The sequence below is a fragment of the Kitasatospora sp. NPDC058492 genome, assembly GCF_042720685.1.
In the GTDB taxonomy this organism is placed as follows: Bacteria; Actinomycetota; Actinomycetes; order Streptomycetales; family Streptomycetaceae; genus Kitasatospora.
Genome location: NZ_JBHXMU010000014.1, coordinates 5277 through 31627 on the forward strand (window position 1 = coordinate 5277; position 26351 = coordinate 31627).

At 72.2% G+C, this 26351-nt stretch carries 23 protein-coding genes; 10 read left to right on the plus strand and 13 right to left on the minus strand.

Translation table 11 applies throughout. The features are described 5' to 3' along the window. The first annotated feature begins 150 nt into the window (after window positions 1-150). The 5 genes from ACFWPI_RS12050 (at window position 151) to ACFWPI_RS12070 (ending at window position 5571) form a co-directional block, all read left to right on the plus strand. Window positions 151-1809 carry an ABC transporter substrate-binding protein gene (locus ACFWPI_RS12050; protein ID WP_063352388.1) on the plus strand — a complete coding sequence of 553 codons (1659 nt, stop codon included), beginning with the start codon at window positions 151-153 and terminating at the stop codon, window positions 1807-1809. Between the two features lie 73 nt (window positions 1810-1882). Continuing rightward, a complete protein-coding gene (locus tag ACFWPI_RS12055) occupies window positions 1883-2842 on the plus strand; it encodes an ABC transporter permease (RefSeq protein WP_380379042.1) in 960 nt (319 codons plus the stop codon). Continuing rightward, a complete protein-coding gene (locus tag ACFWPI_RS12060) occupies window positions 2839-3693 on the plus strand; it encodes an ABC transporter permease (RefSeq protein ID WP_063352389.1) in 855 nt (284 codons plus the stop codon). The genes ACFWPI_RS12055 and ACFWPI_RS12060 overlap by 4 nt, the downstream gene beginning before the upstream one ends. Beyond that, window positions 3690-4664, plus strand: a complete 975-nt coding sequence (locus tag ACFWPI_RS12065; RefSeq protein ID WP_380379044.1) for an ABC transporter ATP-binding protein — start codon at window positions 3690-3692, stop codon at window positions 4662-4664. Before ACFWPI_RS12060 ends, ACFWPI_RS12065 begins: the two co-directional genes overlap by 4 nt. A gap of 109 nt (window positions 4665-4773) precedes the next feature. Beyond that, window positions 4774-5571 carry an ABC transporter ATP-binding protein gene (locus tag ACFWPI_RS12070; protein WP_380379045.1) on the plus strand — a complete coding sequence of 266 codons (798 nt, stop codon included), beginning with the start codon at window positions 4774-4776 and terminating at the stop codon, window positions 5569-5571. 162 nt (window positions 5572-5733) lie between these two features. On the opposite strand, the gene ACFWPI_RS12075 is transcribed toward ACFWPI_RS12070, so the two are convergent. Beyond that, window positions 5734-6378, minus strand: a complete 645-nt coding sequence (locus tag ACFWPI_RS12075) for a TetR/AcrR family transcriptional regulator (protein ID WP_380379047.1) — start codon at window positions 6376-6378, stop codon at window positions 5734-5736. A 144-nt stretch (window positions 6379-6522) separates the two neighbouring features. On the opposite strand from ACFWPI_RS12075, the gene ACFWPI_RS12080 reads away from it, so the two are divergent. Continuing rightward, complete coding sequence (locus tag ACFWPI_RS12080) at window positions 6523-7713, plus strand: agmatine/peptidylarginine deiminase (RefSeq protein WP_380379048.1); 1191 nt, start codon at window positions 6523-6525, stop codon at window positions 7711-7713. A 234-nt stretch (window positions 7714-7947) separates the two neighbouring features. Here the strand turns inward: ACFWPI_RS12080 and ACFWPI_RS12085 are convergent, their stop codons facing one another. The 7 genes from ACFWPI_RS12085 to ACFWPI_RS12115 form a co-directional block, all read right to left on the minus strand. Beyond that, entirely contained in the window at window positions 7948-8292 is a 345-nt protein-coding gene (locus ACFWPI_RS12085; protein ID WP_063352396.1) for a tRNA-binding protein, read from the minus strand. Continuing rightward, window positions 8292-9194, minus strand: a complete 903-nt coding sequence (locus ACFWPI_RS12090) for a 2OG-Fe dioxygenase family protein (protein ID WP_380379049.1) — start codon at window positions 9192-9194, stop codon at window positions 8292-8294. The genes ACFWPI_RS12085 and ACFWPI_RS12090 overlap by 1 nt, the downstream gene beginning before the upstream one ends. Window positions 9195-9557: 363 nt before the next feature. Then, a complete protein-coding gene (locus ACFWPI_RS12095) occupies window positions 9558-10721 on the minus strand; it encodes an alpha-hydroxy-acid oxidizing protein (RefSeq protein ID WP_380379051.1) in 1164 nt (387 codons plus the stop codon). 364 nt (window positions 10722-11085) lie between these two features. Continuing rightward, window positions 11086-14274 (minus strand): BTAD domain-containing putative transcriptional regulator, encoded by a 3189-nt coding sequence (locus ACFWPI_RS12100; RefSeq protein WP_380379052.1) that lies wholly within the window; start codon window positions 14272-14274, stop codon window positions 11086-11088. A 9-nt stretch (window positions 14275-14283) separates the two neighbouring features. Continuing rightward, window positions 14284-15237, minus strand: coding sequence for a DUF4184 family protein (locus ACFWPI_RS12105; RefSeq protein ID WP_380379054.1), 954 nt, complete (start codon window positions 15235-15237; stop codon window positions 14284-14286). A 389-nt stretch (window positions 15238-15626) separates the two neighbouring features. Continuing rightward, window positions 15627-16046, minus strand: a complete 420-nt coding sequence (locus ACFWPI_RS12110; RefSeq protein WP_380379056.1) for a RidA family protein — start codon at window positions 16044-16046, stop codon at window positions 15627-15629. A gap of 44 nt (window positions 16047-16090) precedes the next feature. Then, the gene (locus ACFWPI_RS12115) at window positions 16091-16597 is read right to left on the minus strand and encodes a cupin domain-containing protein (RefSeq protein WP_380379058.1); all 507 of its coding nucleotides are present in this window, start codon (window positions 16595-16597) and stop codon (window positions 16091-16093) included. Between the two features lie 85 nt (window positions 16598-16682). Between ACFWPI_RS12115 and ACFWPI_RS12120 the strand changes: the two genes are divergently transcribed. Beyond that, window positions 16683-17186, plus strand: coding sequence for a MarR family winged helix-turn-helix transcriptional regulator (locus ACFWPI_RS12120; RefSeq protein WP_380379060.1), 504 nt, complete (start codon window positions 16683-16685; stop codon window positions 17184-17186). Window positions 17187-17663: 477 nt separating this feature from the next. Beyond that, complete coding sequence (locus ACFWPI_RS12125; protein WP_380379061.1) at window positions 17664-18815, plus strand: RICIN domain-containing protein; 1152 nt, start codon at window positions 17664-17666, stop codon at window positions 18813-18815. A 279-nt stretch (window positions 18816-19094) separates the two neighbouring features. Here ACFWPI_RS12125 and ACFWPI_RS12130 read toward each other — a convergent pair whose 3' ends face one another. The 4 genes from ACFWPI_RS12130 to ACFWPI_RS12145 form a co-directional block, all read right to left on the minus strand. Beyond that, on the minus strand, window positions 19095-19997 hold the full coding sequence (locus ACFWPI_RS12130) for a hypothetical protein (RefSeq protein WP_380379063.1): 903 nt from the start codon (window positions 19995-19997) through the stop codon (window positions 19095-19097). After that, entirely contained in the window at window positions 19994-20335 is a 342-nt protein-coding gene (locus ACFWPI_RS12135) for a PadR family transcriptional regulator (RefSeq protein ID WP_063352404.1), read from the minus strand. Before ACFWPI_RS12135 ends, ACFWPI_RS12130 begins: the two co-directional genes overlap by 4 nt. Before the next feature lie 1035 nt (window positions 20336-21370). Next, window positions 21371-21934, minus strand: a complete 564-nt coding sequence (locus ACFWPI_RS12140) for a peptide deformylase (protein WP_380380893.1) — start codon at window positions 21932-21934, stop codon at window positions 21371-21373. Further along, window positions 21931-22902, minus strand: coding sequence for a helix-turn-helix domain-containing protein (locus ACFWPI_RS12145; RefSeq protein WP_380380895.1), 972 nt, complete (start codon window positions 22900-22902; stop codon window positions 21931-21933). Before ACFWPI_RS12145 ends, ACFWPI_RS12140 begins: the two co-directional genes overlap by 4 nt. Before the next feature lie 159 nt (window positions 22903-23061). On the opposite strand from ACFWPI_RS12145, the gene ACFWPI_RS12150 reads away from it, so the two are divergent. Both ACFWPI_RS12150 and murC read left to right on the plus strand, forming a co-directional pair. After that, on the plus strand, window positions 23062-23256 hold the full coding sequence (locus ACFWPI_RS12150; RefSeq protein ID WP_380380897.1) for a hypothetical protein: 195 nt from the start codon (window positions 23062-23064) through the stop codon (window positions 23254-23256). A gap of 53 nt (window positions 23257-23309) precedes the next feature. Beyond that, window positions 23310-24731, plus strand: coding sequence for a UDP-N-acetylmuramate--L-alanine ligase (murC, locus tag ACFWPI_RS12155; protein ID WP_380380900.1), 1422 nt, complete (start codon window positions 23310-23312; stop codon window positions 24729-24731). On the opposite strand, the gene murF is transcribed toward murC, so the two are convergent. Beyond that, window positions 24732-26120 (minus strand): UDP-N-acetylmuramoyl-tripeptide--D-alanyl-D-alanine ligase, encoded by a 1389-nt coding sequence (murF, locus tag ACFWPI_RS12160; RefSeq protein ID WP_380380902.1) that lies wholly within the window; start codon window positions 26118-26120, stop codon window positions 24732-24734. Window positions 26121-26351: the final 231 nt, after the last annotated feature.

Consider the following 26351-nt stretch of genomic DNA (forward strand, 5'->3'; position numbering starts at 1 on the left):
CAACCACCCTGCAGGTGCCACCGGCCTGACCCGCCCCCACCAACACCCCCCCACCCGACGCCCCGCCCCGGGCAGCTACCCCCGGCTGCCTGGCCCGCCCCCGCCCCCCGCCCGCCGGACCCCCGTTGAGCCTGGAAGAAAGAACCCTCGATGCCACGAAGCCAGCGCCCGGAGCACAGATCCCCGCACCGCCGCTACGCCCTGCCGGCCGCCGCCCTGGCAGCCTTCGCCCTGGTCGCCGCCTGCGCCGGGCCGCCGAAGACCGGTGACGGAGGCAGCGGCGACCAGGCGTACAAGCTGTCCGCCGACACCCCGGCCGCCAAGGGCCAGCTCGACTCGTTCAGTTGGGCCCTGTACGCCGAGCCGCCGACCCTCGACTACATCTCGGCGTTCGACTACCCGCAGAACACCATCCTGTCCAACGTGTGCGAGAGCCTGATGCGGTGGACCCCGCAGCTGACCCTGGCTCCCGGGCTCGCGGCGAAGACCACCAGCCCCGACCCCACCACCTGGGTCTACGACCTGCGGCCCGACGTGCACTTCCACGACGGCGGCGTGCTGACCGCCGACGACGTGGTGTACAGCCTCGGCCGGCAGATGAACCCCGACAACGCGGCGGCCTGGGCCCAGCAGTTCCAGAACGTCAGCACCGTCACCAAGAGCGGCCCGCTCCAGGTCACCGTCAAACTCAAGCAGCCCGACTCGCAGTTCAACCAGTACATGGCCACGGCCGCGGGCGTCGTCGCCTCCAAGGCCGGCATCGAGGCGGCCGGCAAGGACTACGGCACCTCCGGCAGCCTGGACTGCACCGGCCCCTACCAGCTCGGCTCCTGGAACAAGGGCCAGTCCATCCAGCTGCGGCGCTTCGACGGCTACTGGGGCACCAAGGCCAAGTCCGCGAAGGTCGACTTCCGCTTCCTGACCGACCCCTCGGCACGCGTCAACGCCATGATCAGCGGTGAGGCGGACGGCGGCTACCTGATCCCGACCGAGAGCTACGACCGCCTGAGCAAGAGCGGCGTGGGCACCCTCTACTTCGGCGAGGGCCTCAGCACGGTCAACGTCAACGTCACCAACATGAAGGGCGTGCTCGGCGACGTCCGCGTCCGCAAGGCGCTGTCGCTGGCCCTCGACCGCTCCGGCTTCGTGCGCACCGGGCTCGCCGGCGCCGGCAGCGCCACCGGCTCCCTCACCTCCCGCGCGGCCTGGGCCGCGGCGCCGCCGGACGTCAAGAAGGAGGCGTTCGAGGGGCTCACCCCGACCGCCCCGGACATCGACCGGGCCAAGGCCCTGGTCAAGGAGGCCGGCGCCACCGGAAAGACCGTCACGGTCGCGACCAGCTCCATCGGCCAGGACGTCTCGCTGCTGGCCACCGCCGTCCAGTCGGCCGGCGCCAGGATCGGTCTCGACGTCCAGCTCAAGACGATCGCGCCCAACGCCTTCACCGCGCTGTTCACGGACGCGAAGGCGCGCGAGGGCATCGACCTGTTCCCGGAGACGTACTACGACTCCATCACCGACCCGCTGGACCTGCTGGCCAACTTCAAGACCGGCGCCTACCAGAACTTCGCCGGCTACAGCGACCAGGCCTACGACGACCTGGTCGACAAGGCGACCGCCGCCGCCGACCCGGCGGAGCGCTTCACCCTCGAAGCGCAGCTCCAGAGGACCGCGTCCGACCAGCTGCTGTGGATCCCGGTCGCCGAGTGGCCCACCGCCGTGTTCCTCAACAAGAGGATCACCGGCGCCCCGACCACCATCTCCTACATGTACTACCCGTGGGCGGCCGACGTGGGTTCGGCCCAGTGACGTCTCCCGGATCCACCGTGCGGCGGCCGGTCCTCCCGGCCGCCGCCCCGCCCCCGGACGTGAGGGCTTCCACGTGAGTTTCCTGCGCTTCACCGCACGACGGCTGGCCGAGATGGCGGCCACCCTCCTCGGCGCCTCCTTCGTGATCTTCGGCGCGATGTACCTGGCGCCGGGCAACCCGGCCAGCTTCCTGCTCTCGGGCCGCTCCGCCTCCCCCGAGGCACTCAAGGCGATCAACGACCAGTACCACCTGGACGAACCGTTCCTGCTGCAGTACCTGCGCTGGCTCGGCCAGATCGTCCACGGCGACTTCGGCCGCTCCATCACCTACCGCACCGACGTGTCGCGGCTGCTGGCCGACCGGCTGCCCGCCACCCTCCTGCTCGTCACCATGGCCCTGCTCCTGGTCGTCGCCCTCGGCGTGCTCCTCGGCTGGATCGGGGCCGTCCGCGGCGGCGCCGTGGACTCGACCATCCTGGTCGCCACCACCGTCGCCGTCGGCACCCCGTCCTTCGTCGCGGCCGTCCTGCTGCAGGGCCTGTTCGCGGTGAAGCTGGGCTGGTTCCCGACCGGCGGCACCGGCGACGGACTCGGCCAGATGCTCTGGCACCTGGCCCTGCCCGCCGTCGCGCTGGCGCTCTACCTGATCGGCATGCTCGCCCGGGTCACCCGCGCCGCGATGCAGGAGGTCCTCGGCCAGGAGCACGTCACCGTGGCCCGCAGCCGGGGCGTCGCCGAGCACGAGGTGATCCGCCGGCACGTGTTCCGCAACGCCCTGGGCACCGTCCTGACCACGGGAGGCCTGATCGTCTCCACCCTGCTGGTGTGCACCGTCCTGGTCGAGTCCGCGTTCAGCGTCGGCGGCATCGGCCAGCTCCTCGAACTGTCCACCACCACCAAGGACTTCCCCACCGTGCAGGCCATCTCCCTGCTCATGGTGGGGCTGTTCATGGCGGTCAACCTCGTCGTCGACCTGCTGCACCCGCTGGTCGACCCCAGGGTCACCCTCGCGCCGAAGAGGTCCGCCGCATGAGCACCACCGTCCTGCGCCGCCCCGGCCTCGCCCGCCTGCGCACCGCCCGAGCACCCCTGTACCACCTCTGCCTCGGCCTCGTCGCCGTGGTCGTCCTGGTCGCCGTGCTCGCCTCCTGGCTCGCCCCGTACGACCCGAACGCCGTCGACCTGGGCAACGCCCTCGCCGGCCCCTCCGGCGACCACCTGCTCGGCGTCGACGCCGCCGGCCGCGACACCCTGTCCCGGCTGATGCTCGGCGCCCGCACCTCGCTGCTCGGCCCGCTCGGGGTGGTCGCCTTCTCCACCCTGGCCGGCGTCGCCATCGGCGTCACCGCGGCCTGGCGGGGCGGCTGGCTCGACTCCGTCCTGTCCCGCTCCACCGAACTGGTCTTCGCCTTCCCCGGCATGCTGCTGGCGATCCTGATCGTCGCGGTCTACGGCGAGGGGCTGATCGCCCCGGTGATCGCCCTCGCCATCGCCTACCTGCCCTACGTCAGCCGCCTCAGCCGCTCACTCGTCCTCGCCGAACGCTCCCGCCCCTACGTCGAGGCCTACCGCGTCCAGGGCCATTCCGGGCTCCAGATCTGCCTGCGCCACATCATCCCCGGCATCGCCCCCGTCGTCCTCGCCCAGTCCACCATCAACTTCGGCTACGCCCTGATCGACCTCGCCGGCCTCTCCTTCCTCGGACTCGGCGTCCCGGCGCTCACCCCCGACTGGGGCCGCATGGTCTTCGACGGCCAGACCGCCATCCAGCACGGCTACCCCCTGTCGGCGATCCTGCCCTGCGTCGCCATCGTGCTGACCGTCGTCGCCTTCAACGTCGTCGGCGAACGCTGGGCCGACCAGGTCGCAAGGAGGGACCGTTGAACGTCCTCGACATCCAGGGCCTGCGGCTGCGCCTGCCCGGCACCGCCCGGCCCGTCCTCGACGGCGTCGACCTCACCGTCGACGCCCGCGAGACCGTCGCCCTCGTCGGCGAATCCGGCTCCGGCAAGAGCCTCACCTCCCGCAGCGTCCTCGGGCTGCTGCCGCGCGGCGCCACCACCGAGGGCGTCGTGCGCGTCAACGGCGACGACGTCCTCACCATGAGCCCGGAACAGCTGCGCCGCCTGCGCACCGACACCGCGGCCATGGTCTTCCAGGACCCTCGCGCCTCCATCAACCCGCTCCGGCGCATCGGCGACTTCCTCACCGAGACCAGCCGCCGGGGCCCCGGCGGGGCCGACGCCGCCGCCGGACGGGCCGCGGAGATGCTGGCCGCCGTCGGGCTCCCGGAGACCACGCTCGGCAAGTACCCGGGGCAGCTGTCCGGCGGCATGCTGCAACGCGTCATGATCGCGGGGGCGCTGATGGGCGACCCCGCCCTGATCCTCGCCGACGAGGCCACCACCGCGCTGGACGTCACCACCCAGGCCGAGGTCGTCGCCCTCCTCGGCGACCTGCGCGAACGCTTCGGCACCGCACTGGTCTTCGTCACCCACGACCTCGGACTCGCCGCCGCCATCAGCGACCGCGTCTACGTCATGTACGCGGGGCGGATCGCCGAAACCGGGCCGGCCGCGGCCCTGTTCGAGCGGCCGCGCCACCCGTACACGGCCGCGCTGCTCGCCTCCACCCCCCGCCTGGACTCCCCCCGGGGCAGGCTGGCCGCCATCGGCGGCAGGCCACCGAGCCTGCGCGAGGACCTGACGGGCTGCCCCTTCGCCGCCCGCTGCCCGCTCGCGACCGAGGTGTGCACCGAGCGGGCTCCCACCCTGCTGCCGCTCGCCGACGAGCCGGCCCGACGGGCCGCCTGCCACCACGGCGACCGCGTCGCGGAGGTGACCGCCGATGCCTAGGAGCACTGCCGACGGCCCCGCCACGCCCGGCCCCAGCACGCCCGGCCCCGCCACGACCAGCCCCGTCACAACCAGCCCCGTCACGACGAGCCCCGGAGGAGAACCAGCGATGCCGAAGACCGTCCTGGAGGCCGTCGGCCTGCACCGCGCCTACGGGAGCGTCCAGGCGGTCGACAACGTCTCCTTCACTCTGGCCGAAGGCGGATCGCTGGGCATCGTCGGCGAGTCCGGGTCGGGCAAGACCACCATCGCCCGGATCGTCGTCGGGCTCGAACGGGCGGACACCGGGCGGGTCCTGGTGCACGGCCGGGACCGCACCGAGCACCGGCGCGGCCGGGCCCACCGGCTGGCCCGCGCCCGCGAGGTCCAGATGGTCTTCCAGGACCCGTACCTGTCCCTCGACCCCCGCACCAGCGTCGGCGCCGCGCTGCGCGAAACGCTCAGGCTGCACTTCCCCGACGCGGACCACCCCCGCCGGATCGCCGAACTCCTCGACCAGGTCGGCCTCGGCGAGCGCGAGGCCGAGGCCCTGCCCCGCCAGCTCTCCGGCGGCCAGCGCCAGCGCGTCGCCATCGCCCGCGCGCTGGCCGTCGAGCCCGCCGTCCTCGTCCTCGACGAGGCGGTGGCCGCCCTCGACGTCTCGGTGCAGGCGCAGATCCTCAACCTGCTCGCCGACATCCGCGAACAGACCGGCATCGGCTACCTGTTCATCACCCACGACCTGGGCGTCGTGCGGTGCGTCACGGACGAGGTGGTCGTGATGCGGCACGGCCGGATCGTCGAGTCCGGCCCCACCGCCGAGGTCCTCGCCCGCCCCCGGCACGCCTACACCCGGCTGCTGCTCGACTCCGTGCCCAGGCCGGGCTGGGACCCGCGGTCCATCGCGGACGCCCGCCGGGCCCTGTAGCCGGGCCCTCCGGACTGTCGGACCCTCCGGACTGCCGGGGTCCCGCGGGGTCGGCGGACTCCACGGGGCCCCGGTGTCGTTCGGCCCGCGGGCGGACGACGGGCGGACGACGGGCGGACGACGGGCGGACGACGGGCGGACGACGCCGGGGCGCAGGGCGTGCTACGCCGTCCCGGCTGGTGCTCCGGCGAGCGCGCGCACCAGCGTCCCCAGCACCGTTGCCGCGTCCACGTTCGAGTCGAGGGACTGGATGGCCGCGAGGCCGTCCACCGCCGCCGCGACCGCCTCGCCCAGGGGTCGCGGGTCGATGCCGCCGCCCCGCTCGTCGGCGAGCACCTGGAAGAGCCGGACGAAGCACGACCGCCAGCGCAGGTACTCCTGCTCCAGACTCCCCCGGACGCGTTCGTCGTTGAGGGCGTGCCAGTGCAGGGCCGCGTGCAGGTGCGACAGGTCCGGGCTCTCGCCCCGGGTCAGCAGGCCGATCACGCGCTCGGCCCGCTCGGCGAAGTCGCCGGGGCCGTCCACCGCTTCCTCCAGCGGGGAGATCCACTCCGGCCGGATGTCCTCGATCACCGCGACGATCAGATCGGTGCGGTCGCGGAAGTGGTAGTGGCACATCCCGTGCGAAACGCCGGACAGCGCGGCGACGTTGCGCGTGGTGAAGCGCCCGGCGCTCTCGCCGGCCAGCAGGGTCCGGGCGGCGGAGACGAGCCGTGACCGGGTCTGCTCCCCCTTGGCCGACGAGCGCGTGCGCCCCTGCGGTACCACGGGGGCCGCCTGCACCTGTTCCTTCTCGCCTGTCGCCATGGCGCAACTCTAGGACGTCTCCGGCCAGGCCCCCGCTCCAGGAATCTTCGTCCGATCCTGCGCAGATAATTGACCGAGCGCTTGGTTAGTTCTACCTTTCGAGTCAATCCCGTTGCCGAGACGGGCAGTTGACCGGAGGACCCGATGAACGATCACGTCCCGAGCGAGTCCGGCCTGGGCAGACCCGGCCTGGACAGACGACAGTTCCTCACCGCGGCCGGCCTCACCGCAGCCGGCCTGGCCGTGACGTCAGCGGCAGGCTCCACCGCCGCCGCGGCCGGCCTCCGCAACTCCCGCGACTCCCGCAGCGAGGGCACCGCGCTGTCGGGTGCGTTCGCCGTCCCGATCGACGGCGCTCGGCACACCCGGACCTGGATGGCCTGGCCCGACAGCACCGCGATCTGGCGCAGCCAGCTCAGCGGCGTCCAGTCGAACATCGCGCTGATCGCCAAGACCATCGCCAAGTACGAGCCGGTCGTCATGTGCGCCAACCCCGCGAGCGCCGCCAAGGCCCGCTCCCTGTGCGGCTCGTCGGTCACCGTGATCACCACGATCCCCGTCGACGACTGCTGGATGCGCGACACCGGCCCGGTCTTCCGCACCAACGGCCCGGGGGCACTCGACGCCGTCGGGCTCAACTTCAACGGCTGGGGAAACCGGCAGACCCACGCCAACGACGCGCTGGTCGCCCAGCGCATCGCCGCCTACGTCGGGGTGCCGTTCACGGCTGCCGGTCTGATCACCGAAGGCGGCGCCATCGAACAGGACGGCGCCGGCACCCTGATGGCCACCCGCAGCAGCATCGTCAACGACAACCGCAACCCCGGCATGAGCCAGGCGCAGATCGAGGCCGCGATGTGCCAGGCCTACGGTGCGTCCAAGGTCATCTGGTTCACCGGCATCAGGAACCAGGACATCACCGACGACCACGTCGACGCCACCTCGCGCTTCCTCGCACCCGGCGCCGGGCTGGTCCAGATGCCGCTGGCGACCGACAACGACGCGTGGGCGAACGACGCGCGCGAGCAGTACCAGATCCTGTCCGCCGCCACGACGGCCGCTGGCGGTCCGACCGCGGTGACCAAACTCCAGGGCCCGGACTACTACAAGATCCGCTCCACCAACCAGAACTTCGTCGCCTCCTACGCCAACTACTACGCGTGCAACGGCGCCGTGATCTCCGCCCAGTTCGGTGACAGCACGGCCGACGCCGCCGCCCGGGCGACCCTGGCCCGGCTCTTCCCCGGACGCACCGTCGAGCAGCTCAACATCGACTCCCTCGGCGCCGGCGGCGGCGGCATCCACTGCGTCACCCAGCAACAGCCCGCCGTCTGACACACGTCAGCAACACGTGCGTGGCATGCGCGGACGGAGTTTTGAACGATCGGTGCAGGACCCGGCCGGCGGAGGTGCGCAGGAAGAGGTTCTTCACCCTCCACGAACGGGACCGAGCCAGCCGGTCGGGAGGCCCGGGGGAATCTCACCCCCGGGCTCCCGCAGAGTGACGTCAGGCCGATCCTCCGCAGCGTCCCCGGCCCGGTTGTCCGGCCGGTGACCTGCCGGTTCGCGTCAGAGCAGCCGCGCTCCCGGCTTGACCTCCCGGTCCGGGGCGATCAGGACCACGTCGCCGCCGCCCTCGCCCGGCACCCCGAGGACGAGGACCTCGGACATGAAGTCCGCGACCTGCCGGGGCGGAAGGTTCACCACGGCCATCACCAGGCGGCCTTCGAGGTCATCGAGCGCGTACAGATCGGTGATCTGGGCGCTGGACTTCCGAACGCCCAGATCGCCGAAGTCGATCCACAGCTTGTACGCGGGTCGGCGGGCGCGCGGGAACGCCTCGGCGCGGACGATCCGGCCCGCACGGATGTCGACGTTCAGGAAGTCGGTGATCGTGATCTCGTCCGCCGCCATCAGACCGCCACCGAGGGAAGCAGTTCGACCGACATCGGCAGGGCGGAATGGCAGGCGAGGGAGTCGTGCGTGTGGGAGATGTGACCCTCCATGGCGGGCTTCCGCGTGAAGAAGATCAGCATGTCCCTGGTGGAGGTCTGCTGCGGGTCGGCGGCGACCACCGGGGAGAGGCTGTGCTTCCGCTCGTGGTCGACGACCAGCATGGTGTCGAGGAAGTGGCGGTGCTGGTACTGGCCCACGACGAGCTCCGGGTCGACCTCGTCCCAGCGGACCGCGTTGATCTGCTGCATGTCGTGGAGGAAGGTGATCGCGCTGTCGGCGGTCATGTTCTCACTGCCGAGCAGGGTGGTCATGGTGTGGTCCACGCCGTCGCTGTGCACCCCTTCGAGGGCGGGCTCGCCGACGAGTTCGGGCGTGGTGACGGTCCGCAGGTTGAACAGGGTGCACACCCAGCCGGGGTAGTCGTAGTCCAGCTTCGGGCGGTGCGCGATCTCCACGTCCTGGACCATGAACGCCTTGAACAGGAGCAGCCCCTGGAAGGCCCGGTTCAGCTGGAGGTCGTCACCGACCTCCGCGAACTCACGCTTCTTTCCGGAGTCATGCCGTACGAAGTCCTCGTCGGCCGACAGCGCGAACGGCTGGAACTCGCCCCGGTCGACCGTCCCGTTCTTCACGTCGAAGTGGAAGCGTCCGTTCTTCGACTGGCGGAAGGGGAGGGTGGGATCGTCCGGCAGGTCGTCACTCACCCGCTGGAGCTGGGCCAGGTCGGCGTCGGTGGCGCCGAGCCCCTTCAGCAAGTCGGCCATGCGCTCTCCAGGGACGAAGGCCGAACGCTGCTCGACGTACTCCTTCTTGATCCGGGTCAACTCGGCTATGACCTGGTCGAAGTCGTTGGTGTTCATAAGATGGATACTCCGTTTCGGTTCAGGGGACGACTCCCCGCGGGACCTCTCGTGTCATTGGCGACGTCCGCCCGGGGTGGAACCGATCGCCTCCGACGAGAAAAACCTATGGGCCGCTGATCAATGATCAGTCAACGATAGATCTACGTGCGCGACATGGCTGATTCAAGGTCTTGACTGTTCCACGAACCCGTAGATCACAGTCAAGTGACGATCAGTCATCCATATGACTTCCTGACGGTCAAGGCCGACCGCAGGGATCCGGCCAGGACCGCTTTCACCCCAACCGGGTTCAAGTAGTTCGGGGAAGTACGGACCGCATCGCCACCGAATACGTGTCGTGAATTTCGGACGCCGTCCGCCTCAGAGGCGTACCAGCGCCTCGCGGGTCAGATCGGCCAGGGCCGGGTAGCCGTCGACCGCCATGAGCAGGTCGGCCTCCGCCAGCAGTGAGCGCAGCACGTGCACGATGCCGTCCTCGCCGCCGAGCGCCAGCCCGTACGCGTACGGGCGGCCCACGCCGACCGCGGTGGCGCCGAGGGCGAGCGCCTTGACCACGTCGGCGCCGCTGCGCACCCCGGAGTCGAAGAGCACCGGCAGACTGCCCGCCGCCTCGACCACGGCGGGCAGCGCGTCCAGGGCGGGCAGGCCTCCGTTGGCCTGGCGGCCGCCGTGGTTGGAGCAGTAGAGGCCGTCGACGCCGCCGTCCCGGGCCCGGCGGACGTCCTCGGGGTGACAGACGCCCTTGAGGATGATCGGCAGGTCGGTGAGCGAGCGCAGCCACGGCAGGTCGTCCCAGGTCAGCGGGTTGCCGAAGATACCGGCCCACTCCAGGATCGCCGCACCCGGATCCTCCTCGGGGGCCTTGGCCAGGCGGGCCCGGAAGACCGGGTCGGTGAAGTAGTTCGCCAGGCAGTGGCCGCGCAGCTGGGGGAAGTTGGACGTCGCGAGGTCGCGCGGACGCCAGCCGGTGATCCAGGTGTCCAGGGTGACCACGATGCCCTGGAAGCCGGCCGCCTCCGCGCGGTGCACCAGGCTGGCGGCGAGGTCGCGGTCGGTCGGGGTGTAGAGCTGGAAGAAGCCGGGCGTGTCGCCGAACTCGGCCGCGACCTGCTCCAGCGGGTCGACGGTGAGGGTGGAGGCCACCATCGGCACACCGGTGCGGGCGGCGGCCCTGGCCGCGGCGAGGTCTCCGTGGCCGTCCTGGGCGCAGAGGCCGATCACACCGACCGGCGCCAGGAACAGCGGCGAGGGCAGGGTGTGGCCGAACAGGTCGACGGTCAGGTCGCGACGGGCGGCGCCGACCATCATCCTGGGGTAGAGGCCCCACCGCTCGAAGGCCCGGACGTTGGCGCGCTGGGTGTGCTCGTCCCCCGCGCCGCCGGCCACGTACGACCAGATCGACGGGGGGAGGGCGGCCTGCGCCCCGGCCTCCAGCCCGGCGTACGTCATCGGCAGGGCGGGCAGCACCCCGCGCAGGCCGTCGAAGTAGATCTCGTTCTGGTAGTCACCGAACTGCTGGGCCATGGTTCCCAACCTCCTGCTGGTGTGACGCGGTGTGGTGTGCGTGTGCGTGTGCGTGTGCGGGAGTGACGGAAGTGACAGGAGTGACGGTTGCGTTGATCTGATGTCTACCGACCCCTGCGAGCGTTCGGACGTCTTGCCATAGGTACGTAGGGAGCGTCAACGTGTTTCGAACGATTGTTGTCCGTACGGCTGTTGCCGGTGCGGCCGTGCTGGCGCCGGTGGTGGGCGCTGTTGCCGTGGGCGCGGGGGCCCCCGTGCGGCAGGGCTCGCCGACCGAGCCGTCGGCACAGGCCTGCGGCGGGTCGGCCGACGTGCACTGCCTCTCGGGGCACATCACGTGGAACGGGACCGGTCTCGTCATCCGCTACCGGGGGTGAGGAGTCCGGTCGGCGGTCGCCAGGGCGGCCAGCATCGACGTCACGTCGGCGGCCTCCGGGGCGCTGAGGCGGCTGAGCAGTAGACGCGCCTTCGCCTCCTGATGCCGGGCGGCGTGGTGGTCGCCCCGGGCGGTCATCGCGTGGGCCAACACCAGGTGGGCGAGGGCGCGTTCGCGCTGTCGCCCACCTTCTTCTGCGAGGTCCAGTGCCCGCTCCGCCTGCTGCACGGCCTCGTCGAGCCGTCCGAGCAGGCGCAGGACGTCGGCCAGGCGGCTTCGGGCGGCCGACTCCCGGTTGAGATCGCCGGTGACGCCCGCGCAGCAGATACAGGACTGCAACTGCGCCGCGGCGTCGTCGAGTCGGCCCAGCTCCTGGTAGGCGAGGCCGAGGACGTAGTGCACGTACGCGGTCATCGCGACGTCGGCGGTCCCCCCGGGCTCGGCGAGGATCCGCTGACAGGTCTGCACCGCCGTGGCCGCGTGACCGGTGCGGATGCGGGACAGGGCCGCGTTCGCGGTGCTCGCCACCTCGCCGGACCGGTGGCCGAGCTGCCGGGCGAGCACCACCGCCTCGTCGAAGGCGGCGATCGCCTCCTCGTGCCGGCCCTCTGCCTGGGCGATGAGGCCCAGGTCGTTGAGGGCTTGCCGGAGAACGGCCGGGTCCTCCGCCTCCCGGCAGGCTTCGGCGGCCTGCCGGGCCTGTGCGCCGGCCTCGCCGAGCCGGGCCCGGGCCAGCAGGACCGTGCCGAGGAGGAACCGCGACCGGCCCTCCGCGCAACGGTCGCCGGCCGCGACGGCGGCGGCGATCAGCGTGCGGGTGGCGTCTTCCGCCCGGCCGCCCACGGCGCCGAGGCCGAGCGGGCTGAGGGCGATCAGCAGGTTGACGGCCGCGCGCAGGTCGGTCCCCGCCGAGGGCCGACCGTCGGCGATGACGCGCAGGGTGTCCGTCGCGACGGCGGCTGCGAGCGCCACGGCGCCGGGTGTCTCGGTCCGGGCCCACCGGCGGGCGTCCGCCAGATCCGCGAAGACCGGGGAGACCAGGGGGCGCAAGGAAGCCGGGGAGACCGGGGCGGCCGGGGGGCGGCCAGGACGGGCGGCCGGCTGCTGGAGCGGCTCGCCGAAGACGTCGGCGACCGGGTCGCCGGGTACGGCGAGGGTGAAGGCCGTGCGGGCGCAGCCGAGCAGATGGGTCAGCAGCCTCTGCTGGGCGCCGGCCCGTTCGTGGTCGCCGGTCCGCAGCGACGCCCGGCGGGCGAAGGCGCGCACCAGGTCGTGGTAGCGGTAGCGCCCGGCGCCCATCGACTCCAGTAGCGCCTGGTCCACCAGCGACTCCGCGAGCCGCTCCGCCTGGTACTCCGCCAGGCCCAGGACTGCGGCCGCCGACGCCAGACCGAGGTCGGGCTCCGCCCAGGAGAGCATCCGGAACGCCGTGGCCAGGGGTGGTGGGAGCAGCCGGTAGCTGAGCTCGAAGACCTGCTCGATCGCCAGGTCGCCCGTGCGGAGGGCGTCGATGCCCTCGCGGTCGTCGGCCAGGCTCCGGACGAGCTCGGCGATCGGCTGGTCCGGGGTGGCGGCGAGCCGGGCCGCGGCGATCCGTACGGCCAGCGGGAGCCGGCCGCAGGCATCGACCAGCATCCTGGCCTGGGGGCCCTGTTCGGACCGGCGTGCCGCGCCGATGACCGAGTCGAGCAGGCCGATCGCCTCGGGCTCGCTGAACACGTCCAGCGCGACGTGCAGGACCGACGGCACGCTGGTGAGCACCGTGCGGCTGGTGACGATGACCGCGCAGTCCGACGAGCCGGGCAGCAACGGCTGGATCTGGGCCTCGTCGCGTGCGTTGTCCAGGAGGATGAGCAGCCGTCGTCCCGCGCTGGCGGTCCGGAACAGCGCCGCCCTGCTTTCGAGGTCCTTGGGCACAACTGCCGCCCGCACGCCAAGCGTTGTCAGGAAGTCCGCCAGGATGTCGGACGCGTTCGCGGGCACCAGGTCGGCGCCGCGCAGATCCGCGTACAGCCGGCCGTCCGGGAAGTCCGGGCGCACGGTGTGGGCGGCTCGCACCGCGAGGGTCGTCTTCCCCACCCCGGCCATCCCGGTCACGGTCACCAGTCGCAGTGCGGGGCTGGTCCGTCCGGTCGGTGCTTGCCCGGTCAGCGCTTGCCCGATCCGGGCGACGTGGTCCTGACGTCCGATGAACTGCGGTAGGACCGGTGGGAGTTGGTCCAGGTCTTCGCGGTCGGCCGCACTGTCGGCGCCACGGTCGGCGTCTCGGTCGGCCGCGCTGTCGACCCTGCGGTCGGCCCCGCGGTCGGCCGACTCGGGCGGTAACGGTACGTCTGGGCGTAAGTCCGGACCGGGTGCACCGGTCCTCGATCGCATGGCGGCATCCACACCGAGATCGTGACACAACTCCGTGAGCACGGGCGCCGGTTCGATCCCCAGCTGCTCCACCAGCCGTAATCGGAGCGCGTCGTAGACCGCGCGCGCCTCGGACGTGCGGCCTTGCCGGTGCAGCGCGCGGATGAGCAGTTCCTGTAGGCGCTCGTGGAGCGGGTGGTCACCGGCCAGCTGCTCCAGCTCCGGCAGGTAGCCGGAGGGAGCGTCGAGTGCCACGTCGAGGGCTACGCCAGGGGCTACGTCAAGGGCTACGTCGAGGGCGAGGCGCTCCTCCAGGAGGGTGAGGCGCAGCCTCGAAAGCCTTTCCCGCTCGCGGCACATGAGCGGCCCCGGCAGGCCGGCGAGCGGCTCCCCTCGCCACTGGGTCAGGGCTTCTCCCAGTGCGTTCCGGGCGTCCTGCGGCCGCTCGGCGGCGCACGTCCCGGCCAGCTCCTGCAAGCGCTTGACCTGCCACACATCCACGCGGTCCGGCTCGACGGCCAGACGGTAGCCGCCCGTTCGGGAGATCAGCACCGTGGGCGCCGTGCGCAAGGGCTCCAGCAGATTCCGCAGCTGCCACACGTAGGTGCGCAAGGTGGTGTCGGGCGCACCGGGCGGCTGGTCTCCCCAGAGGTCGGCGATCAGCTCGTCGACCGTCACGACCGCGTTCGGGCGCAGCAGCAGGGCGGCCAGCACCGACCGCTGCTGCGGGCCGCCGAGGTGCAGATCCGTGCCGGCGCGCCGGACCCGCAGCGTGCCGAGCAACGCGAAGCTCAGCGAATCCTGATCATGATCTGGACGCACGTGTTCCCCTCATCCGGTTGGCCGGGTGCCGAACCGGCCATCAGCCTCTGCCTGGTGTTCCGATTGTCGGTGAATGGACCCGCGTTCTCCCTGCGGGCCCAGGCATACTGTGTCAACTCTGACCCTGCGGAGGCGGGTTGCCGTGAGGGCGCGCCGACTCCACCACATGAGGACGTACAGGGTCAGGCTGCCGATCAGGCCGGCGCCCGCGCCCTTCGCCGCGTCGGACAGCACCCCTTCGATCACGGCGCCCAGCGGGAGCCCGTCGGTCGCCGCCTCCGGGCCGACGAGCCACCGCCAGGCGTGGGCGACGGCTCCGACGACCGCGACCAGGGCCATGGCAAGGAGGACGGGGCGCCGGAGCGCGCTGCCGGGCTTCGTGCGGCCCTCACCGGCGAGGAGGCGGGCCCGCCTCGGCCACACGTACACCGCGATGGCGGCCAGCCCGCCGATCGTGCTCGCGTGCTGCAACGCCCGCGCCCAGGTGAGGCTGCCCACCAGCGTGGAGTTGAGCCAGGGCGTACGGGTGACCACGAAGCCGTCGAAGTGGGTGAAGGCGTCCCAGACCAGGTGCGTGGCGATGCCGATCAGGGCGGACAGCACGACCCACCCGGCTCGCCGCGCCGGCGCGCCGGCGGTGCGCAGCCGCCGCGACGGAGTGGCGGGCGTCGACACCGGCACCGGCACCGGCAGCAGGGACGCCAGGGGGCGCTGGCCGGCTCGGAGCAGCGCCCACAGGGCGAGGGCGTACGGCAGGGCGACGGTGACGGCGCCCGGGGCGCTGTGCGAGGTCGTGGCGTTGACGAAGGGTTCGTACCAGGACTGCGCGCTGACGGGCAGTCCCGTGGTGACGACGAAGTAGGGCAGGTCCGGTGCGACGGCTCCGGCGACCAGCGCGGCCCGGCTGAAGGGCCTCCGCAGCAACGGCAGTACGGCCGCGGGGTGGGCCAGGGTGAACGGCATGAGCATCCTCTCGCGCAGACCCCAATAGTCCGTCGAACGGAATGCTACGTCAAACGGACTAATGGCCTCTGGCGGACGCGCCGCGCCATCCCTTGCTGTCCGTACGGGCCGAAGCGCGCAGGTTCCGAGATTCCTGGACGAGATCGCACTCGAACCCACGTGGGCTACCGCGGTTGGCTCGGCATCCGACCCTGCTCCGGATCCTCGACACGGCCGCCACCGACGAGGGCCCGTTCCTGCGGGTGCTGTTCCTCAAGCCGCGGCCCCGACATCGTGGAACGACGGCTGTGCGCGGCGACCCGGGCCGTGTGAGCGGTCCGCGCCGGCTCGAACGGCGGCGGTACGGCGAGGGGTCCCACCGGCCGGTGGGACCCCTGCGCGTGGGTGGGTCAGCCCGCTGCCCCCGCCGTCGGCCGGACGGCGACCGCATCGATCTCGAAGAGCATCCCCGGCAGGGCGAGCGAGGCGACCCCGCTGAGCGTCTGCGCGGGCAGCCGGTCGCCCCAGGCCCCGGCCAGGGCCTTGCCGAGGACGGCCAGCTTCTGCGGGTCGTGGTCGACGATGTACGAGCCGAGCCGGACCACGTGCTCGAAGCCGAGGCCGACCCCGGCGAGCGCGGTGCGCAGGTTGGCGAGGGCGAGCTCCGCCTGGGCGGCGAAGTCGCCGGGCACGACCTGACCGCCGGCGTCGGAGGCGTACTGGCCGCCGATGAACACCGGTTCGCCGGGCGCGGAGGCGGCGTGGCTGTAGCCGAACGGCGTCGGGTCGTGCAGGCCGGGCGGGTTGGTGATGGTGCGGGTGTCGGTCACGGGGTTCCTCCCCTGGTGTCGGGCCGAGCTCGGTGTCGGGCGGTCTACGGCTCGGACCGGGCGGCTTCCTCCCGGGCCTCGCGCCAACTCGGCGACTCCAGGAAGTGGTTGTCGAAGAGGTCCTGCTTGGCGAGCAGTTCCTCGACCGTCGCCTCGCCCGCGCGGATCCGCTCCAGCAGGCGGAAGTAGTCGAAGCGCTCCACCCCGGGGGTGATCACGATCAGCAGGTCCGCCCCGGAGTCCGGCGCCGCCGCGAAGGCATGCGGCAGATGGGGCGGCACCACCACGAGGTCGCCGCTCCGGGCGGTGACCACCTCGTTCCCGACCAGCACCTGGGCCGAGCCGTCGACGACGAAGAACAGCTCCGAGGAGCCCCCGTGGTAGTGCGGGGTGGCGCCGTCCTTGCCGCGCCCCAGCGTGACGCGCAGGGTGCTCAGGGCGCCGCCGGTGGCGCTGGAGTCCGCCAGCAGCCGCCCCTTGCCGCCGAGCATTCCGACGGTCTCGGCTTCGTCGCCCCGCACCACCACGGCTTCCGGTCCGATCAACGTCATTGGCCTCTCCCTACAGTGAGCGCTTCGATAGTTCCCTGGCTGATAGTACTACGTCTAACTATCTCCCATCGAATAACATGCCCCTATGGATCACGTGGACGTCATGCTCGACCAGTGGAGCCGGGAGCGCCCGGACCTCGACCTGGCGGCGGTCGGCACCGTCGGCCGCCTCGGCCGCCTCGCGCTGCTCGCGGGCCGGGTCGTCGAAGAGGTGTTCAAGCAACACGGCCTCCAGCGCGGCGAGTTCGACGTTCTCGCCACCCTGCGCCGCTCCGGCGCGCCGTACGAACTGATGCCCTCCGAACTCGCCACGCTGCTGCTGATGTCGCGGGCCGGCATGACCAGCCGGATCGACCGGCTGGAATCGGCGGGCCTGGTGGAACGCCGCACCGACCCGGCGGACCGGCGCAGCATCCGCATCGCCCTCACCGCGGCCGGACGCGCCCTCGTGGACGCCGCCTTCACCGACCACGCGGCCAACGAGACCGCGCTGCTCTCCGCCCTCTCGGGCGAGGAACGGGCCACCCTGGACGGGCTCCTGCGCAAACTGCTCACCGACGTCGAGGGCGCGCAGAGCCCGGCGCCCTGACGCCCCCGCCCGACGCCCCCGCCCGAGGTCCAGCCACCCGCGACCGCTCCGCAACGCCGCCGGCCGCCGCACGCGGGGAACGCGCACGGCGGCCGACACCCGGTGCAGTGTGCCGTCCGTGACGACCACCGCACCTTGACGTACTCCCCTTCCGCCACGGCCCGGCACGGCGCCTCCGCCGGTTCCGCCACGGCCACGGCCACGGCCGCGGCAGTGGCCGTCGGCCAGGCGGCGATCGGACTGCCCAGCCCCCCCGTCCGGGACCCTCTGCGTTGCTCATGCGGCGCTCGGCCACCAGCGCCAGCAGCGCGCGTTCAGCCCGGTCCCAGCCGGACAGCTGCCGGGGCCCGACCCGCCGGCGCCCTTCGGCGGGTGGCCTTCGGCGGATGCCGGAGCACAGTCTCCTGGTGCGGCGCCCACGGTGTGCCGTACGCCATGGCGCATCCCCACCCGATCAGGTGATCATGTTGTGACTTCATGTCATATTCGACTACCGAGAGGCTGTTCACGATGCTGGTCGACTGGCCCGCCGAGACCTTCGTATTGCGCCTGCACCGCATTCCCGGCCTGGTGGCGGGTGCCCCGGCGGGGAGCCCGGAGGGCACCCCCGTGGTGCTCGGACCCGAGACCGGTGGTGACGGCGAGCAGTGGGTGGCCGAGCGGTTCCGGGTGATCAACCACCGGATCCGGCACGTCGCCACCGGCCTCTACCTGACCGCCGAGGAGTCGAGCCGGGGTGCCACGGTCACCCTGCGGCCCAAGTTCCCCGACACCGGCAGCGATTCCTCGTACTGGCGGCAGGCGTGGCGGGCCTTCGTCCAGCGCGACACCGGTCGGCTGATGGCCCTCCACGACTCCTCCAACTGCCTCCTCGGCCTGGCCGACCCGGCCGCCGAACGGCCGGGCGGACCGCTGGTCCTGGAGAAGGGCGCCGGGGCCGAGGACCGCTCCTGCACCGCCTGGGCGCCCGCGCCCGTCCCACCGCCCAAGCCCGCACCCGCTCCGGCGCCGAAGGCCACCGACCTCCCGGTGGGAACGGGACGGGTCCGGGTGCCGGCCCGCCGCTTCGAGAAGCACGTGCGAACCATCGAGCAGATCTTCGACGAGACCAGCTTCCGGGAGGTCCCCGGCGAGCTCCTCGCCCCGGGCACCCGCATCGAGGCCTTCGACTTCGACCAGTACTCCCAGGGCGACTGGTACAAGGAGGGGCGGGAGGGAAGCCTCGTGACCTTCACGGACAGCTACGAGACGGCGGGCGCCGCGCGCAGGGCCTTCCACCGGCTGCCGGGGGAACCCGCCCGCTACGTGGACTCCGGGGAGGTCGACGTCCACTACGTTCCGCCGAAGCTCGTCGCCCGCACCAACTTCCCCGCCGCACTCTACGCCGACGTCAGCGGTGCCCTCGTCAGGACGCCGCACCGGCTGGCCAACGGGCACGGCTTCTACAACCAGCCCGAGCGCCGCGAGGGCCTCTACTTCCCCAAGCGCGACGGCGCCGGCACCGTCGTGCAGTGGAACAAGACCTGGATCGCGGACAACGACACCACGTCCAAGGTCTTCCTCTGCTTCGACGGCCGCTACTTCATCGACCAGATGGACATCACCTGGGCCGAGGGCGGGAAGAGCTGACCCGCTCGCCCGACCCGTACGGCGACCATCCGCTCGACGCACCGCGCATCCCGGCCGACGTCGATCCGACCCGTAGGCCGGACACCTCGCACCCGACGTCAAGCAGCTCGCAGCCAGGCTGAACGAGGATGCGAAGAGGGCCCAGCCGCTGGTTGCGGCTGGGCCCTCTTGCGGCCTGAAGCACCTGCTCCCGGGCGGAAGGTGAGCCAGAGCCCCAGCCATTCCGAAGAAACCAGCTCCGACATCACCCCATCGAGTTCAGCAGCCGCGGCAGGCCGTTCAGCGGAGGATGCGACCGCTTCGCCTCAGGCGGCCGGCGAGCCCGGCGACCACCGCGGTGGCCGGCAGCGCGGCCGCCAGGCACGCGACGACAGCCGCCTCGCCCCACGCCACCGTGTAGGCGTGGGCGAGCAGCGGCGGGGAGGCCAGGGCCATCGCCGCCAGCTCGCGGCCGCCCCGCGATCCGCTGGACCAGGTCAGCGCGACACCGGTCGCGGCCAGGACGACCAGCGGCCAGCACCCGTAGTCGGTGCTGACCCACGGCACCCCGTGCGAGGCGATGGCCGCCCGTGGCACGACCACGAGCGCGACCACGGCACCGGCCGCGCCCGCCCGCCCCGCCGCGACACCCTCCGCCCGCCGGTCCTGCGGGCAGGCGAGCAGCACGGCCGCCGCCAGGACCATCGCGGCCGGGGTGACCACCGGGTCACCGAACGCCCGCCCGCTGACCACCGCGGCCGCCGCGAAGGAGAGCAGCCCGGCCACCGTGCAGGGCACCCCCACGCGCCACCGGCCGGCCAGCGCCGCCACCGACCCCGCGACCACGACCAGCGACGACACGAGCAGCGCGCCCCACGCCCCCGACAGGTCGGTTCCGATTCGCACCCCCAGCGGGGCGGGCGAGGAGACGACGCCGGCGTACCAGCTCAGCAGGTGCAGGCCGCAGGCGGCGGCCGCGGCGGCCAGCGCGAAGGGGTACGCCAGCGCGAGGACCTTCGCGACGGGCGCGGCCGTGCCCAGCCCCATCCGCATCCTCATCGCGTGCGCCGCCAGACCCGCGCCCTCCCGCAGCCGCGAGCCCAGCGGCTCGCCCGCGGTCATCTCGCGGAAGGTCGCGACGATCTCCCCGCCGTGGGCCCGGCGGTAGGCGGCGGGATAGAGCCGCAGGACGCGCTCGATCATGCGGAGGCCGCCGGCGGTTTGGCGACGGACAGGCGGCGGGTGGCCTCCTTCGCCGCCGCGGCCAGGCGCTCGGCCTCCACCGCGAGCCGCTCCCGCCCCGCCGGGGACAGGGTGAAGATCCGCCGGGCCCGGCCGTCGACGATCTCCTCGCGGTCGATGTCGATCAGACCGTCGGCCAGCAGCCGGTCCAGGGCCCCGTACAGCGCACCCGTACGCAGCGCGACCCGGCCGCCGGTCATCACCTTGACCTCCTGCGCGATGGCGTATCCGTGCCGGGGCGCGTCCGCGAGGGCGGTCAACACCATCAGGGTGGGCTCTTGCATCACACGTTCACTCACCTCACGAAGATAGTCACTCCGCCGGACCATCTCAACGCGGTCGGCCAGGCCCGAGACGAGGTGCGTGGCCGTGCAGGCCCGGGTTCGAGGTGCGCAAGACGGGGCCACCGGTCGTGGTCACGCGGGCCCTCGGTGGGAGGGATGCATTCGACGGGCGGCCACGTGGGCTGCGCTCGTGGCCGCCCGTCGACGTCCCTGTCGTGATCGAGCCGGGAGGAAGCACCGATGGACGAGAACGTGGTGTGGCTCCGCCCGGACCACCGCGGCTGCTGCCCGCCGAGCGCGCAGCAGCCGCGGAACCGTTCCGCCGCGGCCCCGGTCAGCGCAGCGACCAGCTCACGACGCTCCGCCCCTGTTGGCCGAGGCTGGGCAGGAAGGAGCCCGCATCATGGGCCGCTCGGCGCCACCCGGCTGATCCGTCACCTCTCGTGACGCAGGCCGACCGGTTAGCCGGCCAACGGGACTGGCACCTGGGCCTCGACTGACTCGTCGGACTGGGGCGGGCGTGAAAGTACCCAGTGCAACGATAATCCGCCGCACCTCAGCCAGGACATCGACAACTTCCCCCGGCTGCGCCTTGCGCAGGGCAAGCCAGGTGAGAAACGAGATGAGAAGCACCAAAAGTAAGATGGTGACCATCCAGGTGATGCTCAACCAAGCGCCGTAGGCGATGGTGTTATCGATCATCAAGACCTCCAGGGACGACGAGACCCCCGCACCAAAGGTGGTACGGGGGCGTACGAGAACGCGGTGGGCTGGCTAGAAACGAAAAGACCCCTCCGCCCTATGGGCGGGGGTCTGAAATCCGGGTTGACGTACAGGCATTGGGGATGGAACCGGGGGGCCTTCGGCAGAGCGGTTCGCTGCATCCCGGCCAGAGGGAGCAAGGGCTCAACCCCGTCCGGGATGCCTCTCTATACATTTTCACTGCTGACAGATGGCCAGAGCTCATCGCGACCAGGCATGCAGGATTTCGATGGTTCTATCAACTGATTGTGTGGAGTGGCATGCGCCAGGCGCCACCTGCCCCGGATGTCAGTAGGCCCAGGTCGAGCCGGTACCTCGGTACTCCTCGACCGGGATCGGGTGGACGTTGGGGCGCATGCGGTCGGTGTAGAGGAGGCCGTTGAGGTGGTCGATCTCGTGGGCGATGAGGCGGGCGAGGCCGAACTCGTAGGTGGAGGTGGTGATGGTGCCGTCGAGGGTGGTGGCGGTGACACCCATGCGGAGTGGGCGGGGGACCATGCCGCGGACGTCGAAGAAGCTGAGGCAGCCCTCGTACTGTTCATCGGTCTCGTCGGAGACGGCGGTGATCTTCGGGTTGAGCAGGATGATCGGGTCGGCGCCGGCGGTCGGGGGCAGGACGAGGGCGGCGGCGCGGGGGATACCGATCTGCGGGGCGGCGAGGCCCATGCCCTTGGCGAAGGAGTGGACGCGGCCGATCCGGTCGACAGCGGTGAACAGTTCGTCGATCACGGCCTGGGCGGCGGCGCGTTCGACTGGGAGGTCGAAGGGCTCGGCCGGGCGGTTGAGGATGGGGGTGCCCTGCTGGATTACACCGAGGGACTGCATCTGCTGGCTGGGCCGCACCTCGATCACCTGGTCTCCTTGGTGTGTTGCTGGTTGTTGGGGGTGACGCGGAAGCGCCATTCGAGGCGGAAGCGGGCGTGCAGCGGTGGGTTGTCGGTCGCCCAGGCGAAGTGCCGGCGCTCGCCGTCGTCGCGGCGGCTGACGGCGGTGCGGAGGGGCACGGCTTCGGCGGTCATGGAGGTTTCGGTGCCCCACACCACCGGGTCGAGGGCGGCGGGGAAGTCGAGGCGTACGGCGAGGTGTTCGGTGGGCAGGCGGACGGCGCGCTGGAACCAGTGGCCCCACTTGTCGGCGCCGACGCTGTAGGCGTACTCGATCCAGGTCGCGTCGCCCGGGTAGAGCGGGAAGCGGCCGTGCTCGTTGTCGAACAGGAGCCAGACCTCCTTGAAGGCGTCGCGGTCGTGCTTGGCCTGCCACCGCATGTCCTCGCCCCGGCACGAGGCGGTGAGCGCGAGTTCGTCCCAGGTCAGTGGGTGTTCACGGTAGTGGGCGTTGGAGCGCTCGGGTTCGCCGGGGTAGCGGTCGACGGCGATGCGGATGAGGTAGCGGGTGATGGGCTCGGCTCCGGTGTTGCGTAGTCGGCGACGCATGGTCAACCGGTAGGTGGAGCCGTCGAATTGGAGCGCGGCTTCATCGTGCTCGACCACGAGCGCGGAGCCGGATGCGTAGGGCTGCTCGGGCCGGCGGGGTGGCGGCGGCGTGGTCGGGGTGCGGCTACGGGAGCGGGCGGCGTCGTAGTCGAGCCAGCGTCGCCAGATGGCCTTCCCGGCGTTGAGGGTCTCGTCGGCGAGACGGGCGAACTCCTCGGTGGGCTTGTGGCGGCCGGACTCCATGTGGCTGACGTACGAGGGGTCGAAGCCCATCTTTCCGGCCAGTGCGCGCTTGGAGAGGCCGCGTACCTCGCGCCAGTGGGCGACTTCGGCGGCGAACGCCTCCATGGCCTGGTCGACCGCGTCGTGGTCGGCCTGCGTCTCCATCCGCTCCGCCCCCAGTGAGTGATGAATGAACCGTGAGTGACCTTAGCTCACCATCCCGTCACGGTCCTGCCTTCGGCTCTCATGACCCCATCGGGCACGAAATTCAAGCGCCCGGTCAGCGCCAGCCACCATCTCCCCGTCTGTCGTGAGGAGTTAGCCGTGCACGAGTCCCCGTCCCGTCACCGAGGCCAGCACCGCGATCCGGTCGGCGCGTTCCTCGGTGTCCTGTGGGCGGTCGGCAACGCCGTGGTGATCGCTCTGCTCGGCGTCATCGTGCACGACGACTTCGACTCGGCCCGAATCGGTGCCCACCCGGCTGCCGGCTCGGCGCCGGACGGCGGCACCTCCGCGTAGCGCCTTCCACCCATCGCCCATCACGGGCTGGACTCCGAACTGGAGCGCACAGCATGGAAACCAGGAACGTGATCGTCCCCGTCCACGACGGCCCCGTCGACCTGACCCGCCCGCACTTCGTGGGCATCGGCGGCGTCGGCATGTCGGCCGTCGCCCGCCTGCTGCTGGAAGGCGGCAGCCGGGTCTCCGGCTCCGACACCAGCGACACCGCCGCCCTGCGTGAGCTGGAGGACGCCGGTGCCGCCGTCGCCATCGGCCACACCGCCAGCAACGTGCCCGCCGACGCCACCGTTCTCGTGTGGTCCAGCGCGGTGACCCCGAGCAATCCCGAAGTCGCCGCCGCCCGCCGCACCGGCATCCCGGTGGTTCACCGCTCGGACGTGCTCGCGCACCTGATCGCCACCGCCGAGCAGTCGGTCGCCGTGGCGGGCACCCACGGCAAGACCATGACCACCGGCATCCTCAGCACCGCGCTGGCCCACCTCGACCCGTCGTACGCCATCGGCGGCACCCCCGTCGGCCGCCCCAACGCCCACCAGGGCCTCGGCGGCCTCCTGGTCGCCGAGGCGGACGAGAGCGACCGCACCGCCGGCCGCTACCACCCGCAGGTCGCCGTCGTCCTGAACGTGGACGACGACCACCCCGAGCAGTACGTCGACCTGAACGACGTCCTGGACGTCTTCGAGCGCCTGGCCCGCAACAGCTCCGTGCTCGTCGTCACCGCCGACGACCCGGGCGCCCGGCTGCTGGCCGAGCGCCTCCAGGCGGCGCCCGGCCCGCGCGTCGTCACCGTCGGCGAGGCCAAGGACGCCGACGTGCGGGTGCTGCGCGTGCTGTGGGACGGGACGGCCAGCCATGTCACCGTCCAGGACACGGACGGGTCGTGGCACGAGTTCACCCTGGCCGTCCCCGGGCGGCACAACGCGCTGAACGCCGCCGCCGCGTTCGCCGCCGGTCGGGCGCTCGGGGCCGAGCCCGTCGGCCTGGTGGCCGGCATCAACGCCTTCCAGGGCATCAAGCGCAGGCTCACCACCACCGGCACCTACGCCGGGGTGACGGTGCTGGACTCCTACGCCCACCACCCGAGCGAGATCACCGCCGACCTGGCCACGGCCCGGATGCTCACCGAGGGCCGGGTGATCGCGGTGTTCGAGCCCACCGGCTGGACCCGCACCGCCGCCCTCGGCGAGGAGATGGGCCGCCGGCTCGCGGCGGCCGACGAGGTCGTCCTCCTCGACGTGCACGCCTCGGTCGAGTCCCCGCTCACCGGGATCAGCACCGCGCCGATGGCCGCGCAGGTCGCGGCCTGCGGCGGCCGGGCCCACACCGCGGGCGACGGGCGCGATGCGGCGGACGTGGTCGCCGAGCTGGCCGGGCCCGGCGACCTGGTGGTGACGATGGGCACCGGGACCGCCGGTCGCGTCGGCAGGGCCGTCCTGCTGCGGCTGGCCGAGACCCCGATCGTCGCGGCGTAGTCAGCGTGCGGCATCGGGCTTGGCGAGGCGCATCGCGGTGTCCTCCAGCCCGACGCTGTGGGAGCCCTTCACCAGCACCACGTCTCCGGGCTTGAGGCAGGTCAGCAGCAGGTCGAGGGCGGCGTCGCGGTCGGGCACCAGCGTGCCGTTGACGCCGCCCTCCACCGCCCAGGTGTGCACCAGCCGGGCCTCCCGGCCGCCGACCGCGATGAGGTCGGTGATCCCACTGCGGGCGACGAGCCGACCCAGCTCCGCGTGGTGGGCCTCGGACTCCTCGCCCAGCTCCCGCATCTCGCCCAGCACCGCCACAGTCCTGCGCCCGCCGCCGGCCATGGCGGTGAGCGCGGCCAGGGCGACGGCCATCGAATCGGGGTTCGCGTTGAACGCGTCGTTGATCACCGTCACGCCGTCCGGCCGCTCGGTGACGTCCATCCGGCCCGGCGTCAGCTGCCGGGCGCCAGTCAACGCGTCGGCTGCCTGCCGCACGCTCGCGCCCAGGCCGATCGCCACCGCGGCGGCGGCCGTCGCGTTGGACACGTGGTGGGCGCCGTGCAGCCCGAGATTCACGGGGGCGCTCTCGCCGCGGCACGTGAGCGTGAACGACGGCCGCCCGGCGCCGTCCAGCTCGACGTCGACGGCCCGCACGTCCCCGGCCTCCACCCCGAACGTCAGGACCGGCGCGACCGTGCGCGACGCCATCGACATGACGTACGGGTCGTCGGCGTTCAGCACCGCCAGGCCGTCGACGGGCAGGGCCTCGACGAGCTCGCCCTTGGCGACCGCGATCGACTCCTTCCCGCCCCCGAACTCGCCCACGTGCGCGGTCCCGACGTTCAGCACCAGGCCGACCTTCGGCGGGACGATCCCCGTCAGGTACTTGATGTGCCCGGCGCCCCGCGAGCCCATCTCCAGCACCAGCAGGCGAGTGCTCTCGTCCGCCCGGAAGACGGTCAGCGGCAGGCCGATCTCGCCGTTGTACGACAGCGGCGTGGCCACCGTGGTGTCCATGGTCTCCAGCACCTGGGCCAGCAGGTCCTTGGTGCTGGTCTTCCCGGCAGAGCCGGTCAGCCCGATCACGGTCGGCGCCTTCAGCCGGTCCAGCACCGCGCGGGCCAGCGCACCCATCGCGTCCTGGACGTCCGGCACCACGACCGCCGGCACCCCCACCGGCCGAGCCGCGAGCACTGCCGTCGCCCCGGCGCGGACGGCGGCCTCCGCGAACCGGTGCCCATCCGTGTGCTCACCCGGCAACGCGATGAACAGCGCCCCCGGCTCCACCAGCCGCGAGTCGATGACCCCGGGCCGGTCCACCACCGCGGCCGGATCGGGGACGTCGTGCAGAGCGCCCCCGACAGCCTCGGCGATCTCTTGCAGGGTCATGGGGACCACAGTGGCTCCGATCCATCGACGCACCCGCCCTCTCGTCCCGGGGCGGCCTGCCCTCGACGCTAGCGGCTCCCCGACACCGCACCCGCCATCCCGCGCATTCCGAACCAGACTGTGTAGGCCTGCCGGGGCCGGGGTCCAGTCACGGGGAAGGCCCCCGCCCGCGGGGGGGGGGGGGGTGTGCCCGCCGCGCCCGCGGTGTCCCCCCCGCCGGGGCGCGCCCAAACGGTTTTG

What these genes read in the sequence shown, in the direction of transcription:
- ACFWPI_RS12060 (WP_063352389.1), top strand. Translation starts at nt 2,839, where the DNA reads ATGAGCACCACCGTCCTGCGCCGCCCCGGCCTCGCCCGCCTGCGCACC.
- ACFWPI_RS12070 (WP_380379045.1), top strand. Translation starts at nt 4,774, where the DNA reads ATGCCGAAGACCGTCCTGGAGGCCGTCGGCCTGCACCGCGCCTACGGG.
- ACFWPI_RS12105 (WP_380379054.1), bottom strand. Translation starts at nt 15,237, where the DNA reads ATGCCGTTCACCCTGGCCCACCCCGCGGCCGTACTGCCGTTGCTGCGG.
- ACFWPI_RS12085 (WP_063352396.1), bottom strand. Translation starts at nt 8,292, where the DNA reads ATGGCGGCGGACGAGATCACGATCACCGACTTCCTGAACGTCGACATC.
- ACFWPI_RS12090 (WP_380379049.1), bottom strand. Translation starts at nt 9,194, where the DNA reads ATGAACACCAACGACTTCGACCAGGTCATAGCCGAGTTGACCCGGATC.
- ACFWPI_RS12080 (WP_380379048.1), top strand. Translation starts at nt 6,523, where the DNA reads ATGAACGATCACGTCCCGAGCGAGTCCGGCCTGGGCAGACCCGGCCTG.
- ACFWPI_RS12125 (WP_380379061.1), top strand. Translation starts at nt 17,664, where the DNA reads ATGTCATATTCGACTACCGAGAGGCTGTTCACGATGCTGGTCGACTGG.
- ACFWPI_RS12075 (WP_380379047.1), bottom strand. Translation starts at nt 6,378, where the DNA reads ATGGCGACAGGCGAGAAGGAACAGGTGCAGGCGGCCCCCGTGGTACCG.
- murC (WP_380380900.1), top strand. Translation starts at nt 23,310, where the DNA reads ATGGAAACCAGGAACGTGATCGTCCCCGTCCACGACGGCCCCGTCGAC.
- ACFWPI_RS12095 (WP_380379051.1), bottom strand. Translation starts at nt 10,721, where the DNA reads ATGGCCCAGCAGTTCGGTGACTACCAGAACGAGATCTACTTCGACGGC.
- ACFWPI_RS12130 (WP_380379063.1), bottom strand. Translation starts at nt 19,997, where the DNA reads ATGATCGAGCGCGTCCTGCGGCTCTATCCCGCCGCCTACCGCCGGGCC.
- ACFWPI_RS12050 (WP_063352388.1), top strand. Translation starts at nt 151, where the DNA reads ATGCCACGAAGCCAGCGCCCGGAGCACAGATCCCCGCACCGCCGCTAC.
- ACFWPI_RS12115 (WP_380379058.1), bottom strand. Translation starts at nt 16,597, where the DNA reads ATGACGTTGATCGGACCGGAAGCCGTGGTGGTGCGGGGCGACGAAGCC.
- ACFWPI_RS12145 (WP_380380895.1), bottom strand. Translation starts at nt 22,902, where the DNA reads ATGGAGACGCAGGCCGACCACGACGCGGTCGACCAGGCCATGGAGGCG.
- ACFWPI_RS12120 (WP_380379060.1), top strand. Translation starts at nt 16,683, where the DNA reads ATGGATCACGTGGACGTCATGCTCGACCAGTGGAGCCGGGAGCGCCCG.